Here is a 16,633-nt window from a genome sequence, read left to right as displayed (position 1 = left end):
TCCACCGGAAAGTCCGGTATCCCCAATTCGGACCAACGGTCGACCTCGCCTACACTCGGTGGCGTGCCACGTGGTGACGGACGACTCAACCACGACCTGCTCCCCGGTGAGAAGGGCCCCCAGGACGCTTGTGGCGTCTTCGGTGTCTGGGCTCCGGGCGAAGAGGTCGCCAAGCTCACGTACTTCGGGCTCTACGCCCTCCAGCATCGAGGCCAGGAATCCGCGGGAATCGCGGTCAGCAACGGCTCACAGATCCTCGTCTTCAAGGACATGGGCCTGGTCTCGCAAGTCTTCGACGAGACCTCCCTCGGTTCGCTCCAGGGTCACATCGCGGTCGGACACGCCCGCTACTCGACCACCGGTGCCTCCGTCTGGGAGAACGCCCAGCCGACGTTCCGTGCCACCGGGCACGGCTCCATCGCGCTCGGCCACAACGGCAACCTCGTCAACACCGCCCAGCTCGCCGAGATGGTCGCCGACCTGCCCAAGCAGGAGGGCGGGCGGACCCCGCGCGTCGCGGCGACCAACGACACCGACCTGCTCACCGCGCTCCTCGCGGCCCAGACGGACGAGGACGGCAAGCCGCTGACCATCGAGGAGGCCGCCCACAGCGTCCTCCCGCAGGTCCGGGGCGCCTTCTCCCTCGTCTTCATGGACGAGCACACCCTGTACGCGGCCCGCGACCCGCAGGGCATCCGCCCGCTGGTCCTCGGCCGCCTGGAGCGCGGCTGGGTCGTCGCCTCCGAGTCCGCCGCCCTGGACATCTGCGGCGCCTCCTACGTCCGCGAGATCGAGCCGGGCGAGTTCGTCGCCATCGACGAGAACGGCCTGCGCACCTCCCGATTCGCGGAAGCGAAGCCCAAGGGCTGCGTCTTCGAGTACGTGTACCTGGCCCGCCCGGACACCGACATCGCCGGCCGGAACGTGTACCTCTCCCGCGTGGAGATGGGCCGCAAGCTGGCGAAGGAGGCCCCGGTCGAGGCCGACCTGGTCATAGCGACCCCGGAGTCGGGCACCCCCGCCGCCATCGGCTACGCGGAGGCCTCCGGCATCCCGTTCGGCGCCGGCCTGGTCAAGAACGCCTACGTCGGCCGGACCTTCATCCAGCCCTCGCAGACCATCCGCCAGCTGGGCATCCGCCTGAAGCTGAACCCGCTGAAGGAAGTCATCAAGGGCAAGCGCCTGGTCGTCGTCGACGACTCGATCGTGCGCGGCAACACCCAGCGGGCCCTGGTCCGCATGCTCCGCGAGGCCGGCGCCGCCGAGGTCCACATCCGGATCTCCTCGCCGCCCGTGAAGTGGCCCTGCTTCTTCGGCATCGACTTCGCGACCCGCGCCGAGCTCATCGCCAACGGCATGACGATCGACGAGATCGGCACCTCGCTGGGCGCCGACTCCCTGGCCTACATCTCCATCGACGGCATGATCGAGGCGACCACCATCGCCAAGCCGAACCTGTGCCGCGCCTGCTTCGACGGCGAGTACCCGATGGAGCTCCCGGACCCCGAGCTGCTCGGCAAGCAGCTGCTGGAGACGGAGCTGGCCGCCGGCCCGGCCGCCACGGCCGCCGCCGACGCGATCCGCCGTCCCTAGACGGCCCGTCATCCCCGCCGTACGACACGAAGGTTCTCTTTAGCCATGTCCGAGAAACCCATTGCCGAAGGCGGCGCCAGCTACGCAGCCGCGGGCGTCGACATCGAAGCCGGCGACCGTGCCGTCGAACTGATGAAGGAGTGGGTGAAGAAGGCCCAGCGCCCCGAGGTCCTCGGCGGCCTCGGCGGCTTCGCCGGTCTCTTCGACGCCTCCGCCCTGAAGGACTACGAGCGCCCCCTGCTCGCCTCCGCCACGGACGGCGTCGGCACCAAGGTCGACATCGCCCGCCAGCTGGGCGTCTACGACACCATCGGCCACGACCTGGTCGCGATGGTCATGGACGACATCGTGGTCTGCGGCGCCGAGCCGCTGTTCATGACCGACTACATCTGCGTCGGCAAGGTCCACCCCGAGCGGGTCGCCGCGATCGTCAAGGGCATCGCCGAGGGCTGTGTCCTGGCCGGCTGCGCCCTGGTCGGCGGCGAGACGGCCGAGCACCCGGGCCTGCTGGGCGAGGACGACTTCGACGTCGCCGGCGCCGGTACGGGCGTCGTGGAGGCCGACCGGCTGCTCGGCGCGGATCGCATCCGGACGGGTGACGCGGTGATCGCCATGGCGTCCTCCGGTCTTCACTCGAACGGGTACTCCCTCGTCCGGCACGTCCTGCTGAACCAGGCGGGCCTCGCCCTGGACGCGCACATCGAGGAGCTCGGCCGCACGCTCGGCGAGGAGCTGCTGGAGCCGACGAAGATCTACTCGCTGGACTGCCTGGCCCTGATGCGCACCACCGAGGTGCACGCCTTCAGCCATGTCACCGGCGGCGGACTCGCGGCCAACCTCGCCCGGGTCATCCCCGACGGGCTGCACGCGATCGTCGACCGCTCCACCTGGACCCCCGCGCCGATCTTCGATCTGGTCGGCCGGACGGGCAGCGTCGAGCGGCTGGAGCTCGAGAAGACCCTGAACATGGGCGTGGGCATGATCGCGATCGTGCCCCAGGAGTCCACCGAGGTGGCCCTGGCGACCCTCGCCGACCGTGGCGTGGACGCCTGGGTCGCGGGAGAGATCACGGAACGGGGCGAGCACCCCACGGGTGCCGCCCTGATCGGTGACTACGCCGGCTGAGACACGGTCGTCACCCCGCACGCAGCACAGAACCCGGTCGGTGACCGGAGTCACCGACCGGGTTGCTGCTCAGTGCAAGGTCAAGCGCCGCGACGATGTTGCGAGGACTGGTCGTCCCCGTCGTCGTCGTCCTCGTAGAGGTCGGCGTACCGTGCGTACAGGTCGTCGTCATCATCGTCTTCGAACGGCTCGCCGTTAGGCGGCTGCGGATTCGAAGGCGATGCACCCAGCTCCTCGGCCAGGCGTGAGAGGTCAGTCCCACCGCTGTTGTACTTCAGCTGGCGGGCGACCTTCGTCTGCTTGGCCTTGGCCCGGCCGCGCCCCATGGCTCGACCCCCTCAACGACGGGGCTCGACGGCCCCAGAGTCTTGACACGCGTTCATGGTCCGGCACGGACTCTCCGCAGAGAGACCGGTCCGTAGGGCTTCCACGGTACCTGAGCCCACGCCCATACGGTACGTCGCCCGCATGACGTGCCCGCGCCCAGGACCTTCGAGGCGCCCCGTCCTCGCTGGTCAACCGCGATTTTAACCACTTATCGGCGGTCGACCCGCCGGGAGAAGTGAGAGTTCTCTCTAACTGCCCACCGGCGGGTACCGGCCAAATGTGCGACCCGCGGCGTCCCGGCCGGGGTCAGAGCGCCCGGCGTGCCGCGGCCGCGTCCTGCATCCGCTGCTCGGCGATCCGGTCGGCCGCGGCGGCCGGCGGAATACCGTCTTCCTTCGCACGTGCGAATATGGCGAGCGTGGTGTCGAAGATCCCGGCCGCCTTGGCCTTGCACCGCTCGAAGTCGAAGCCGTGCAGTTCGTCGGCGACCTGGATGACGCCGCCGGCGTTCACCACGTAGTCCGGGGCGTAGAGGATCCCGCGGTCAGCGAGGTCCTTCTCCACGCCCGGGTGGGCGAGCTGGTTGTTGGCGGCCCCGCAGACCACCTCGGCGGTCAGCACCGGCACGGTGTCGTCGTCCAGCGCCCCGCCCAGCGCGCAGGGGGCGTAGATGCCCAGACCGTCGATGCGGATCAGCTCGTCGGTGTCCTGCACGGCCATGACGTCCCGGTGCCGTTCGGTGATCCGCCGGACGGCGTCCTCGCGCACGTCCGTGACGAAGACCTCGGCGCCCTCCTTGACCAGGTGCTCCACCAGGTGGTGGCCGACCTTGCCGACGCCGGCGATGCCGACCCGCTTCGCGCGCAGCGAGGGGTCGCCCCACAGGTGCTGGGCGGAGGCCCGCATGCCCTGGTAGACGCCGAACGCGGTGAGGACGGAGGAGTCCCCGGCGCCGCCGTTCTCCGGGGAGCGGCCGGTCGTCCAGCGGCACTCCCGGGCGACGACGTCCATGTCGGCCACGTAGGTGCCGACGTCGCAGGCGGTGACGTACCGGCCGCCGAGCGAGGCCACGAACCGGCCGTAGGCCAGCAGCAGCTCCTCGGTCTTGATCCGCTCCGGGTCGCCGATGATCACGGCCTTGCCGCCGCCGTGGTCCAGACCGGCCATGGCGTTCTTGTACGACATGCCGCGGGCGAGGTTCAGCGCGTCGGCGACGGCCTCGGCCTCGTTCGCGTAGGGGTAGAAGCGCGTACCGCCGAGCGCGGGGCCCAGGGCGGTGGAGTGGAGGGCGATGACGGCCTTGAGGCCGCTCGCGCGGTCCTGGCAGAGCACGACTTGCTCATGGCCTCCCTGGTCCGAGTGGAACAGGGTGTGCAGGACATCAGCAGGTGCGCCGGTTACGTCGGTCACTGTGGTGACTCCTGAGTAAGTTGCGGCGGGTGGAAGCAGGCCCCGTGCGGGTGGCGGGGACTGTTGAGCACGAGATTAGAGCCTGGTGGGCCCGTCGGCCGCCCCGTGCTCAGGATCACCTCCGACCGGAGTACACCCGTGCGACGATTTGAAGGGATTTCCCGTCCATCGCGAGTGGGGCCCGCAGGTTTTCACGGCGGTGCGCGGGGGAGGGAGCAGGCGTGCCCAAGGTGTCCTCGGTGATCGTCCCCTACGCGAGCTACTTGCGCGTGTACGAACCCCTGGCCGCCTTCCCGGAACCGGAGCGCGGCCACTGGGCCCGCTACGCCCGCCGCCCCGACCGCCCCTCGTACCAGGACGAACTGCGCGGCGCCCTGGCCGATTTGGCGCCCGTCCCGCCGGTCCTGGTGCCGGTGCACGAGAGCGAGGACGCCTTCGTGCTCGACGTGGACGGGGTCGTCTGCGTCTGCCCCTGGCGCACCCGGCTGCGCGGCTGGCTGGCCCTGGAGGAGCTCTCGGAGGAGCTCCCGCCGCCGGTGCTGGACGCCGTCCTGCCGCCCGTCCTGCGCCGCCAGGCCGCCCAGGACTACGAGCGCTGGCTGACGATCAACCCGGACGCCCGGCCGTGGATCCGCACCGCGACCTGGCAGGTGCCGATCAGCTGGTTCGTGCTGGTCTCCGACGAGGAGCGCGAGTACGCCAAGGGTGACGGCGGGGACGGCCCGCCCGTGCTGCGCTACCGCACCCCCATGGTCCAGGCCCGGCGGCGGGTGGCCCGGGGCCTGCGCGCGCTGCGGGAGGCCATGGACGAGGGCCCGCTGATCGACGGCCTGGTGGACGTCGGGCGCTGGCTGGAGGAGTTCCACCCGCGCTCGCTCGTGGAGCTCGACTACGGCGGCCTGGTGCACGCCGTGCCGGCCGGGACGCTGGAGGACGACCACTCGGCCGCCGACGTGGCCGAGGGCATCGCCGCGCTGAGCCGGGGCGACGGCGCGGCCGCCGGGGAGGCGTACGCCCGGCTCGTGGAGCGGTGGCGTTCGGTACGGGATCTGCGGTCGGCCAACTGACCCCTGACCTCGCGGTCCGCACGGACCGCTCGTGGTCGGTCACGAACTGACGTTTGACGAACCGCCCGATTTGGGGTTTCGTCCTCGCACCGAGTTCCTGGAGCGGGCGGTGCTTCTCCTGAGGCTTCGTCAACAAGGGACGTAGGGCCCGATCCGGGCGTACCTCTCAAGTGGGCCAAGCGTGACGGACTACACGTACGAGGCCCTTGCGCCCCTTGCCCCTCCTCATGCCAAAATAGGACAAGGAGTCCGGGGAGGGCTCCTTCCGTCCCGTAGTGCTGCACTATGGGGGGAATCTCAGCATTGCACGCTTTGGGGGGTCTCGTGACTCCTGATCGCCGCTGTGACTGATCGTCACAGCGGCGTGACTGTCCGCTATGGCATGGTCCATCGGCTTCCGTCGCTGATGGGCACCTGGAGGGGCAATTCCATCGGTTTGGCCGACGCGGCTGGACAGATGGTGTAGTTGTAGTGCCGAGGACAAGCCGTTCGTCCTATAACCGACTCGACTCGCGTCCGCCATTTCGGGCAACGCGGGTCAAGGTGCAGAATTTAGAGGAAAGAACCGAGAAGGTTCGGTTCTCCCGAGGAGGCCGCTCATGACCGCTCGCACCCCTGATGCCGAGCCGCTGCTGACCCCGGCTGAGGTCGCCACCATGTTCCGCGTCGACCCCAAGACGGTCACGCGGTGGGCGAAGGCCGGCAAGCTCACGTCGATCCGCACGCTCGGCGGGCATCGGCGTTACCGCGAGGCTGAGGTCCGCGCTCTGCTCGCGGGCATTCCGCAGCAGCGCAGCGAGGCCTGAACAACTGAATACCGGACAGATCGGTCCGTCCCCCAACTGGCCGTGACGTCCGGACCCACAGCTCCAAGCGACGCGGGGTCCTGCCCCAACAGGCCCCACGCCCGAGCCAGAGAGAGCTTTCCGGGCATGTAACAGGGTGCGTCGTCGGTCGCGCTGGACTCCGCCGGGTCCAGCGCGATCTTTTTTGTGCGCCGGGCACCGGCTGCCGGACCTGCTGTGAGCGGGCTTGTCGGAGTCTGGGGAGGGGTGTCGGATCAGCTGTGTGCGGCACCTCGGACAAGGTGCAATTGCACATATTAAATTGACCCTTTGTAGGAGGCGGGTAAGTACCGTACTTCGCAAAACTCATGCGGTGACACCCGTCACATACCGAGCGGCTTGTTAGCCCCGCCGCCGGTGCGGTAGAGGAGCCTCCGGCTCCAGCTCCCCTTGTGCGGGCGGGTGTTGAGGCAGGCTCACGCGGGTGCGGGGCTCTCGTCCTCGACGACCTCGTCCCGGGGCGGACCGCCCTCCTGGGCCGCGCGCGGCGCGGACTCCATCGCCAGCCTCAGCAGGTGGTGGCAGATCGGGCAGTGCCGGGTGAGATGCCGGTAAGACGACGCGGCCGCCAAGTGCGCGCGCAGCAGGGCCCGCGTCTCGTGCCTGGCCGATGCCGCCATACGCCACCTCCACGGGCCGTACGGGGAACGGCCCTGGTTCTGGGGTACCGAGCGAATGAGGGGGCGTCAAGACGGCGCGTGGGGGCGCACGGAGCCGTGCGGGCGCCGGCTGTCGGCCGGCAGGCCCCGCAGGGCATACGAAAAAGCCCGGATCCGAAGATCCGGGCTCTTGCTGCGGTCCTGACGGGATTTGAACCCGCGGCCTCCACCTTGACAGGGTGGCGAGCACTCCAAACTGCTCCACAGGACCAGGTTTCGCCGCGCTTTTCGTGCGTTGCGCTGCGAGAAGAGACTGTACAGGAGGGTGAGCCCCGGGTCGAACTCACCCAGCGTGCGCGGGCGATCACGGCGCCAGCGCGTCGATCGCCTTCACGATCCGCTTGTCGGAGATCGGGTAGGCCGTGCCGAGCGCGTGGGCGAAGTAGCTGACCCGGAGCTCCTCCAGCATCCAGCGGACGTCCAGGACCTGCTGCGGCACCGGCCGGCCCTGCGGCATCTGCTCCAGGAGCCAGGCGTACTCGTCCTGCATCTCCTTGACCTTCTCCATGCGCGTGGTGTCGCGCTGGACGTTCGTCGGCATCTGCTGCAGGCGCCGGTCGGCCGCGACCAGGTAGCGCATCAGGTCCGGCATCCTGCGCACGCCGGCCTCGGTGACGAAGCCGGGCTTCACGAGGGCGTCCAGCTGCGCCCGGACGTCCTGGAGGTTCGGCAGCAGCGCCGGGCTGCGTACGGCCTTCAGACGGCGCTCACAGGCCTGCCAGGCGGCCAGCACCTGCTGCACCTGGCCCACCGTGCGGACGGTCGTGTCGACGATCTCGGCGCGCACCTTGTCGTACAGCTTCCGGTACGACTCCTCGTCCCACGCCGGCCCGCCGAAGTCCCCGATGAGCTTGTCCGCCGCCGCCATCGCGCAGTCGTCGAAGAGTGCCTGGACCGAGCCGTGCGGGTTCGAGGACAGCGCGAGCTTCTGCGCGTTGGTCAGCTTGTCGGAGGCGAACTTCGCCGGGTTCACCGGGATGTTGCGCAGGATGAGGCGGCGGGTGCCCTTCCACATGGCCTCGGCCTGCTCGGCCTCGGTGTCGAAGAGGCGGACCGAGACCGTGTCGCCGTCGTCGACCAGCGCCGGGTACGCCTTGACCGGCTGGCCGGCCCTGCGCGTCTCGAAGACGGGCGTGAGCGTGCCGATCGTCCAGTCGGTGAGGCCCTGGCGTTCCAGGGACTCGCCGCCCCGGCGTTCGGCCGTCGCCGCCGCCGCCTGTGAGAGGGCCTTGCGCGCCTTCGGCTTCAGCCGGAGCTTGAGCGCTTCCAGGTCCTTGTCCTCGGCCAGCTTGCGGCGCCGCTCGTCGACGATCCGGAACGTGATCTTCAGGTGCTCGGGGACCTTGTCCCAGTCGAAGTCCTCGGCGTCGAAGGGGACCCCGACCATGAGCCGCAGTTCGCGGGCCATGGTGGTGGTGAGGGGCTCCTGGAGGGGCACCGCCCGGTCCAGGAACGCCTTCGCGAAGTTGGGCGCGGGCACGTAGTTGCGGCGGATCGGCTTGGGCAGGGAGCGGATCAGCTCCGTGACCAGCTCCTCCCTCAGGCCCGGGATCTGCCAGTCGAAGCCCTCGTCCGTGACCTGGTTGAGGACCTGGAGGGGGATGTGGACGGTCACGCCGTCGGCGTCCGCGCCGGGCTCGAACTGGTAGGTGACGCGGAACTTGAGGTTGCCCTGCCGCCACGAGTCCGGGTAGTCGGCCTTGGTGACCTCGCCCGCCTTCTCGTTGATGAGCATCTCGCGCTCGAAGTCGAGGAAGTCGGGCTGCTCGTGCCGCTTGCGCTTCCACCAGGAGTCGAAGTGCGCGCCGGAGACGACGTGTTCGGGGATGCGCCGGTCGTAGAAGTCGAACAGCGTCTCGTCGTCGACGAGGATGTCCCGGCGCCGGGCGCGGTGCTCCAGCTCCTCGACCTCGGTGAGCAGGCGGCGGTTGTCGGAGAAGAACTTGTGGTGCGTGCGCCAGTCGCCCTCGACGAGCGCGTTGCGGATGAACAGTTCGCGGCTGGTCTCCGGGTCGATCCGGCCGTAGTTGACCTTGCGCTGCGCCACGATCGGCACGCCGTACAGCGTGACCTTCTCGTACGCCATCACGGCCGCCTGGTCCTTCTCCCAGTGCGGCTCGCTGTAGGTGCGCTTGATCAGGTGCTGGGCGAGGGGTTCGACCCACTCCGGCTCGATCTTCGCGTTGACCCGGGCCCACAGCCGGGACGTCTCGACGAGTTCGGCGGACATCACGAACCGCGGCGGCTTCTTGAACAGGGCCGAGCCGGGGAAGATCGCGAACTTGGCGTTGCGGGCGCCCAGGTACTCGTTCTTCGCGCCGTCCTTCACGTCCTTCATGCCGACGTGGGACAGCAGGCCGGCGAGGAGGGAGACGTGGATGCGGTCGGCGGGGGCGTCGTCCTCGTTGAGGTGGATGCCCATCTGCTTGGCGACCGTGCGCAACTGCGTGTAGATGTCCTGCCATTCACGGATGCGAAGGAAGTTGAGGTACTCCTGCTTGCACATCCGGCGGAACGAGGACGAGCCGCGTTCCTTCTGCTGCTCGCGCAGATAGCGCCAGAGGTTGAGGTAGGCCAGGAAGTCGCTGGTCTCGTCCCGGAAGCGGGCGTGCTGCTGGTCGGCCTGGGTCTGCTTGTCGGCGGGGCGTTCGCGCGGGTCCTGGATGGACAGCGCGGCGGCTATGACCATGACCTCGCGCACGCAGCCGTTCTTGTCCGCCTCCAGGACCATGCGGGCCAGGCGCGGGTCGACGGGCAGCTGGGCGAGCTTGCGGCCGGTGTCGGTGAGCCGCTTGCGTGGGTCTTTCTGCGCCGGGTCGAGGGCGCCCAGCTCCTGGAGGAGCTGTACGCCGTCGCGGATGTTGCGGTGGTCCGGCGGGTCGATGAAGGGGAACTTGTCGATGTCGCCGAGACCGGCCGCGGTCATCTGCAGGATGACGGAGGCGAGGTTCGTCCGGAGGATCTCCGCGTCCGTGAACTCCGGACGGGCGTCGAAGTCGTCCTCGCTGTAGAGGCGGATGCAGATGCCGTCGGAGGTACGGCCGCAGCGGCCCTTGCGCTGGTTGGCGCTGGCCTGCGAGACCGGCTCGATGGGCAGGCGCTGGACCTTGGTGCGGTGGCTGTAACGCGAGATGCGGGCGAAGCCGGGGTCGATGACGTACTTGATGCCCGGGACGGTCAGGGACGTCTCGGCCACGTTCGTGGCCAGAACGATCCTGCGGCCGGTGTGCGGCTGGAAGACGCGGTGCTGCTCGGCGTGGGAGAGCCGGGCGTACAGCGGCAGGATCTCCGTGAAGCGGTAGTTCTTCTTGGCCAGGGCGTCGGCCGTGTCGCGGATCTCCCGCTCGCCGGAGAGGAAGACCAGGATGTCGCCCTGGCCCTCCTTCTGGAGTTCCTCCACGGCGTCGATGATCGCGGTGATCTGGTCCCGGTCGGCGTCGTCGCCGTCCTCCTCCAGCAGGGGGCGGTAGCGCACCTCCACCGGATACGTACGGCCGCTGACCTCGATGATCGGGGCGTCGCCGAAGTGCCGTGAGAAGCGCTCGGGGTCGATCGTCGCGGAGGTGATGACGACCTTGAGGTCGGGGCGCCTGGGCAGCAGCTGGGCGAGGTAGCCGAGCAGGAAGTCGATGTTGAGGGACCGCTCGTGGGCCTCGTCGATGATGATTGTGTCGTAGGCGCGCAGCTCGCGGTCGGTCTGGATCTCGGCGAGCAGGATGCCGTCCGTCATCAGTTTGACGAAGGTGGCCTCGGGGTCGACCTGGTCGGTGAAGCGGACCTTCCAGCCGACGGTCTCGCCGAGCGGAGTGTTCAGCTCCTCGGCGACGCGCTCGGCGACGGTGCGGGCGGCGATCCGGCGCGGCTGGGTGTGCCCGATCATGCCGCGCACACCCCGGCCCAGCTCCATGCAGATCTTCGGGATCTGCGTGGTCTTGCCGGAGCCGGTCTCGCCCGCGACGATCACGACCTGGTGATCGCGGATCGCCGCCGCGATGTCGTCCTTCTTCTGGCTGACCGGCAGCTGCTCGGGGTAGGTGACCTCGGGCACCCGGGCCCGGCGGCGGGCCATCCGCTCCTCGCCCCTGGCGATCTCCGCCTCGATCTCGGCGAGCACGGCGGCCCGTGCCTCCGGTTTGCGGATCTTGCGCGCACCTTCGAGCCTGCGCCCGAGCCGCTGCGCGTCGCGCAGGGACAGCTCGGTCAGGCGGGGGGCGAGGGCGCCGAGGGCGGGGGCGGAGTGCGTAGACATACGGATTCCAGGATCTCATCCCCGGGAAATTCGTGGCTAACGCTTTTGGCCCGGGGCGGGGAGCGGTGCCGCGCCCCGCCCGTTCGGCGCCCGGGACCGGCGGTTCAGCCCCAGATGTCGTACTGCTGGAAGCCGGTGCCGACCGAGACCCGGGGAGCGAAGATCTCGCTCGTCGCCTTGCCCGTGCCCTGGTAGAGGTAGAGCGTGCCGCCGGGGGTGCGGGCCAGGAAGTCGGCGTTGCCGTCGCCGTTGACGTCGCCGACCGCGTCGAAGGCGTTATAGCCGGTCCAGGCGCTGCGCACCTTGATCCGGGCGGAGAAGGCCTCCGAGCCGGTCTTGCCGGTGCCCTTGTACAGGTACAGGTCGCCGCTGCCGGACTGGCGGGCGAGCAGGTCGGCCCGGCCGTCGCCGGTGAGGTCGCCGTGGCCGCGCACGGAGTTGTACTGGTTCCAGCCGGTGCGCACCGAGAAGCGGGAGCCGAAGGTGCCGTTGCCCTTGCCGGGGTAGGTCCACAGGACCCCGCTGGAGTCGACCGACAGCAGGTCGGGCAGGTAGTCGCCCGTGACGTCGCCCGGCGCGATGATCCGGGTGCGCGTCTTCCAGCCGGTGGCGATCTTCGTGTCGGTCCAGGAGCCGCCGCTGCGGGCGCTGTTGAGCACGTAGTGCTTCCAGTACACGTCACCGGTGGAGCCGACCCGGAAGATCAGGTCCTGGTAGCCGTCCCGGTCGAGGTCGGTCTGGAGGATCAGGTTGGCCGCGCTCCAGTTGCCCCAGGAGGCGCGGGTGCCGAACGAGGTGCCGCTGGAGTCCTTCTCGTAGCCGGTCTTCGTGGAGGAGTTCCGGACGAAGAGGTCGGCCTTGCCGTCGGGCCTGCCGTTGAAGGTGCTCAGGTTCGTGTCGTCGATCTGCCGGTAGGCGGAGCCGGCGTAGGCGCTCATCCGGGTGAAGACGCTGTAGTGGCCCTGCGTCACGCAGTCCTTCACGCCCCAGGAGACCACTCCGGCGATCCGGCCGCCGACGACGAGCGGGCCGCCGGAGTCGCCGTTGCAGGCCGCGGTCGTGCCGGTGTCGGTCCCGCTCTGGGTGCCGGCGCAGACCATGCGCCCCGGGACGAAGGCCGTGTCGTAGACGCCGGAGCAGGTGCTGTCGGAGCGCAGGGTCAGCGTGGCCGTCCGCAGGGTCTGGGACAGGTCCTGGGCGGCGGAGGAGGTGCGGCCCCAGCCGTAGAGCCTGGCCTGGGTGCCGGCGGCGTACGAGGCGGTGTCGCCGTGGGTGACCATGCGGATCGGCGTCGCCTTGACCGGGACGGCCAGGGTGAGCATGCCGAGGTCGCTCTCGTACTTCCCCACCTCCCGGTCCACCGGGTCGTAGCCCCACTGCCACCACTGGCGCTGCACCGCCGTGGCCTGGCCGCCGTGCAGGTCGGTCGCGCCGGTGGAGTCGGTGGTGGGCAGCTGGGCCGTACCGGTGACGACGGCGCCGTGGGCCCGCCAGTCGTAGTCCCTGTTGTCGTTGCGCAGACAGTGGGCGGCGGTCAGGATCTTCGTCGGTGCCACGACCGCGCCACCGCAGAAGAAGCTGATGTCGTCGCCGGTCTCGGGGGTGCTCCTGTCGTCGTGGTACCAGAGCTGGGCCATCCACGGGGCCGAGCTCAGAGTGGTCTCCGTACCGCCGATGATCTTCGGGTCGATGTCCGACGGAGCCGTACCGGAGCTCAGCGGCGACTTCTCGGTCGTCCGGCCCGCGCTGCCGTCGCCGGCGAGGGCACCGGCGATGCGCTTCTCCAGCGCGGAGGACGAGGGCGAGTCGATGACCGGCTCGACGGCCGGGGCCGGCAGGGCGGTGGCCGCACCGGCGGACGAGGTCATCACGGTGGCGGCGACGGCCGCGGCGAGACCGGCGGCGGCGATGGGCAGGGCGATGCGGATCCGGCGTCTGTGACGGCCGCCGGACGGTGACGTGCTCAACGAGTCCCCCCTGAGGAACCGGTACGGGCGGGACAGGAGATGCGTCCCAACCGTCTCAGCGCCGGTCGGCGGACCTTCGTCACTGGGCTCCGCGCGCACCGCACGGAGACGTCCGGAGACCAAGGGCATGTCCGTCAGGCCGATACGAAAGAGCCCCTCTCCGGAATCCCGGAGAGGGGCTCAAGCCCTGGTGAGGGCTGCGGTGGCTGGGGCCGGGGTCGAACCGGCGACCTTCCGCTTTTCAGGCGGACGCTCGTACCAACTGAGCTACCCAGCCACGAGGTTTCACGTGAAACCTCAGCGGTCCTGACGGGATTTGAACCCGCGGCCTCCACCTTGACAGGGTGGCGAGCACTCCAAACTGCTCCACAGGACCAAGCTTCGTACGACAGTGTCGCACAGGGTGGTGCGTGCCCCCAACGGGATTCGAACCCGTGCTACCGCCTTGAAAGGGCGGCGTCCTAGGCCGCTAGACGATGAGGGCTATCGGCCCGCCTGGGCGCTTCTCAGCGCGTCGGGGACGTGAGAAGCATATGGGATGGCGGGAGCTATCGCCAAAACGGTTTAGGAGGAGGGGGAGGGCGAGCCCTCCGGGGAGCTGCTCGGGGACGGTTCGGCGCCGGGTTGGTTCTCCTCCGGGAGGTGGCGGCTGACCTCGGCCGTCGTGAGGCCGAGGCCGCCCAGCTCGATCTCGTCCCAGGCCTGGAGGTGGCGGGTGTCCCGGTCGAAGTAGAGGATCGACGCCTCGATCGGGTCGGGATGCCTGCCCTCGATGGCGCGCAGGCCGCTGCCGCCCGTGGAGCCCTCGATGCGCAGCCGGGTGCCGTACTTCAGGACCTCCATCTCGTCGTGGTGGAGGTGACCGGCCAGGACGAGCGGGACCTCGCCGTCGACCTCGCGGGCCGCGGACGGCTCGTGGGCGATGGCGACGTCCACCGGGGTGCCCGCGGCGCGCTGGTCGCGCAGGGCCGTGGCCAGGCGGGCGCCCGCGAGCTCCTGGGACTGCTCGGCGCCGGCGCTCTTGGAGCGGTCGGGGGTGAACTGCGGGTCGCCGATGCCCGCGAAGCGCAGGCCCCTGATCGTCTTCGCCCGGCCGTCGTCCAGGACGTGGACGTTCTTCATACCCTCCAGGTACCGCTGGGTGATCATCGAGTCGTGGTTGCCGCGGACCCAGACGTAGGGGGCGCCCAGGTCCTCGACGGGGTCGAGGAAGCCGTTCTCGGCGGCTGTGCCGTGGTCCATCGTGTCGCCCGAGTCGACGATCACGTCGACCTTGTACTGCTCCACCAGCGAGGCGATGATCTTCCAGCTCGCCGGGTTGAGGTGGATGTCGGAGACGTGCAGGACCCGGATCGTGGAGGGGTCGGGCGCGTACGCGGGGAGCGTCGAGGTGGCGTCGTAGAGCTTGGTCACGTTGGTGACCAGGCGGGCCAACTCCTTCTGGTAGACGTCGAATTCCGTGACGATGCTGCGCGCGTTGCCGACCAGGGAGGGGGCGGAGGTGAGCAGTCCGGAGAACCTGGGCTCCAGGACCGAGTCCGGGCGCCAGGTGGCGTACGCCGTGCCGCCCGAGGCGGCGAGGAGGGTGAGGGCCAGGCCGCCGGCCGCCATCGCGCGGCGCGGGCGGCGGTAGACCGCGAGGCCGAGGGCCGTGGCGCCCGCGACGACCGCGACGCCGGAGCGCACGGCCAGGCCGAGGGTGCCGCGGCCGACGTCCTCGGCGACCTCGTCCTGGAGGCCGGAGAGCCGCTCGGGGTGGTCGACCAGCGCCTGGGAGCGGTCCGGGTCGAGCTGGTCGACGTTGACGTCCAGGCGGACGGGGGCGATGTGGCTGTCCAGTTCCAGGGCGCCCAGCGGCGAGATGTTGATCTTCGTCCCGCCGGTGAAGGACGGGCGCAGCGTCATCGTCGTGTTCATGGGGCCGACCGGGACCCGGACGTTGCCCACGACCAGCAGGCCGAGCCAGGCGCCGACCAGGACGACGGTCACGAGTCCCACCGCGCGGGTCCAGGGGTGCGGCTGCGGTACGAGTTCGATCGTGGTGGGCGCCTGGCGGGAGCGGTAGAGGCGGGCCAGGGCGCGCGGGCCCCTGCGGATCGGGTTCAGGACACTCCGGACTGCGGCGGGGACGCGGGCCATTGGTCCCGTATGCCCAAGTCCGGAGCCGGATATGCGGCGCCGGGAGGCTCTCGTGAGGAGGTGCCGTGGCCGACAATGGGCCTGTGCTGGAGATGACGCGCGAGGAGTTCGAGGAACTGGTCGCCGAGGCGCTGGACCGGATCCCGCCGGAGCTGACACGGCTGATGGACAACGTCGCGGTGTTCGTCGAGGACGAACCACCCGCCGACGATCCCGAGCTGCTCGGGCTGTACGAGGGGACGCCGCTGACCGACCGGGGCGAGTGGTACGCCGGGGTGCTGCCGGACCGGATCACCATCTACCGGAACCCGACCCTGCGGATGTGCGAGTCGCGGGAGGACGTCGTCGCCGAGACGGAGATCACCGTGGTGCACGAGATCGCGCACCACTTCGGCATCGACGACGAGCGCCTTCACGCCCTGGGCTACGGCTGAGCGGGTTGTGAATACGGGGCGCGTGTCCTCTTGTGGGCGGCGGGAGTTGATGGTGTTGACTCCATCACCCCTCCCGGAGGTGGCCCCGTGCGCCCCTTGTACGTACCCGTCCGCCTGGCCGCCACCGTCGTGGCCGTCGCCGCTGCCGCCGGCTGTATGAGCGTGGGCGACGACGACGCGGGCGGGCGTGCCAAGCCGTCTCACTCCGCCGGGCAGCGGGGCGGCGAAGCGTCCGGCGGCGGCTCGACCGTCTCGGGCGGCGCCGGTGGGTTCGGGGCCGCGGCGGCCGACGGGGAGCGCGGACGCGGCAAGGGCAAGAAGGGGAAGAAGGGCGAGCGCGGCGGGCCGGGGGAGTCGGCGCAGCCCGAGGCGTCGCCGACGCCGGACGCGAGCGCGTCCGCGCCCGGGGGCGGCAAGCCGGGGAAGACCACCAGGCCGACGGTGAGGCCGCCGGCCCAGCCGACGCCCACCCGGACGACCGAGCCGGAGCCGACCCCGACGACGCAGGAGCCGACGGCGTCCCCGGAGCCGACGCCGGAGCCGTCGTCCTCGGCCCACGAGCCGCCCGCTCCCCAGCTGGCCCAGCGGGAACCGGCCCCGGAGGCGGGGGCGCCGGCGTAGTGACCGGGCTCACCGGGTCCCGACCCTGCGCGGGGTCCGGGCGGGGAACATATACGGGGGGCCGGTGGTTGAGGCCGTACGGAAGCGCTCCGGCTGCGACGGGGTGCTTTCCGCTGTCACCCGCTCGGTCCGGTTTGCGCAACGCGGCCCGGACTGCGTATGGTGGCAGATCGTTTGATCCCATCTTGCCCGGCGCC

Annotated in this window: 12 protein-coding genes and 4 tRNA genes; 6 read left to right on the top strand and 10 right to left on the bottom strand. The window is 70.2% G+C overall.

The window, feature by feature from the left end:
* Positions 1–63 precede the first annotated feature (63 nt).
* Positions 64–1,593 (top strand): amidophosphoribosyltransferase, encoded by a 1,530-nt coding sequence (gene purF, locus ACF07N_RS14855; protein WP_311688302.1) that lies wholly within the window; start codon positions 64–66, stop codon positions 1,591–1,593.
* Between the two features lie 45 nt (positions 1,594–1,638).
* On the top strand, positions 1,639–2,718 hold the full coding sequence (gene purM, locus ACF07N_RS14850) for a phosphoribosylformylglycinamidine cyclo-ligase (protein WP_392112507.1): 1,080 nt from the start codon (positions 1,639–1,641) through the stop codon (positions 2,716–2,718).
* A gap of 80 nt (positions 2,719–2,798) precedes the next feature.
* Here the strand turns inward: purM and ACF07N_RS14845 are convergent, their stop codons facing one another.
* Positions 2,799–3,044: a DUF3073 domain-containing protein gene (locus tag ACF07N_RS14845; protein ID WP_361200304.1), complete on the bottom strand. Its 246-nt coding sequence runs from the start codon at positions 3,042–3,044 to the stop codon at positions 2,799–2,801.
* A gap of 307 nt (positions 3,045–3,351) precedes the next feature.
* Positions 3,352–4,455 carry a Leu/Phe/Val dehydrogenase gene (locus ACF07N_RS14840; protein WP_392112503.1) on the bottom strand — a complete coding sequence of 368 codons (1,104 nt, stop codon included), beginning with the start codon at positions 4,453–4,455 and terminating at the stop codon, positions 3,352–3,354.
* A gap of 221 nt (positions 4,456–4,676) precedes the next feature.
* Here ACF07N_RS14840 and ACF07N_RS14835 point away from each other — a divergent pair, with 221 nt between their 5' ends.
* Entirely contained in the window at positions 4,677–5,522 is an 846-nt protein-coding gene (locus ACF07N_RS14835; RefSeq protein ID WP_383336449.1) for a hypothetical protein, read from the top strand.
* A gap of 599 nt (positions 5,523–6,121) precedes the next feature.
* Positions 6,122–6,328: a developmental transcriptional regulator BldC gene (gene bldC / locus ACF07N_RS14830; protein ID WP_003949541.1), complete on the top strand. Its 207-nt coding sequence runs from the start codon at positions 6,122–6,124 to the stop codon at positions 6,326–6,328.
* Between the two features lie 455 nt (positions 6,329–6,783).
* Here bldC and ACF07N_RS14825 read toward each other — a convergent pair whose 3' ends face one another.
* The 8 genes from ACF07N_RS14825 to ACF07N_RS14790 form a co-directional block, all read right to left on the bottom strand.
* Positions 6,784–6,987, bottom strand: coding sequence for a DUF6274 family protein (locus ACF07N_RS14825; protein ID WP_392112500.1), 204 nt, complete (start codon positions 6,985–6,987; stop codon positions 6,784–6,786).
* Positions 6,988–7,162: 175 nt separating this feature from the next.
* Positions 7,163–7,237: transfer RNA gene (locus ACF07N_RS14820), tRNA-Asp, on the bottom strand.
* A gap of 93 nt (positions 7,238–7,330) precedes the next feature.
* A complete protein-coding gene (hrpA, locus tag ACF07N_RS14815) occupies positions 7,331–11,275 on the bottom strand; it encodes an ATP-dependent RNA helicase HrpA (protein WP_392112497.1) in 3,945 nt (1,314 codons plus the stop codon).
* A 104-nt stretch (positions 11,276–11,379) separates the two neighbouring features.
* On the bottom strand, positions 11,380–13,143 hold the full coding sequence (locus ACF07N_RS14810) for a trypsin-like serine protease (protein ID WP_392113614.1): 1,764 nt from the start codon (positions 13,141–13,143) through the stop codon (positions 11,380–11,382).
* Positions 13,144–13,445: 302 nt separating this feature from the next.
* A tRNA-Phe gene (locus ACF07N_RS14805) sits at positions 13,446–13,519 on the bottom strand.
* 24 nt (positions 13,520–13,543) lie between these two features.
* Positions 13,544–13,618, bottom strand: a tRNA-Asp gene (locus tag ACF07N_RS14800).
* 35 nt (positions 13,619–13,653) lie between these two features.
* A tRNA-Glu gene (locus tag ACF07N_RS14795) sits at positions 13,654–13,726 on the bottom strand.
* 80 nt (positions 13,727–13,806) lie between these two features.
* Positions 13,807–15,381, bottom strand: coding sequence for a metallophosphoesterase (locus tag ACF07N_RS14790; RefSeq protein WP_392112494.1), 1,575 nt, complete (start codon positions 15,379–15,381; stop codon positions 13,807–13,809).
* A gap of 83 nt (positions 15,382–15,464) precedes the next feature.
* Between ACF07N_RS14790 and ACF07N_RS14785 the strand changes: the two genes are divergently transcribed.
* Complete coding sequence (locus tag ACF07N_RS14785; RefSeq protein WP_190199398.1) at positions 15,465–15,815, top strand: metallopeptidase family protein; 351 nt, start codon at positions 15,465–15,467, stop codon at positions 15,813–15,815.
* An 87-nt stretch (positions 15,816–15,902) separates the two neighbouring features.
* Positions 15,903–16,436 carry a hypothetical protein gene (locus ACF07N_RS14780; protein WP_392112491.1) on the top strand — a complete coding sequence of 178 codons (534 nt, stop codon included), beginning with the start codon at positions 15,903–15,905 and terminating at the stop codon, positions 16,434–16,436.
* The last annotated feature ends 197 nt before the right edge of the window (positions 16,437–16,633 follow it).

Origin of the sequence: Streptomyces sp. NPDC015242 (genome assembly GCF_043079125.1) — a bacterium.
Classification (GTDB): Bacteria; Actinomycetota; Actinomycetes; order Streptomycetales; family Streptomycetaceae; genus Streptomyces.
The sequence above is the reverse complement of the archived record's forward strand: the minus strand, read 5'-3'. Positions and strand labels throughout refer to the sequence as shown.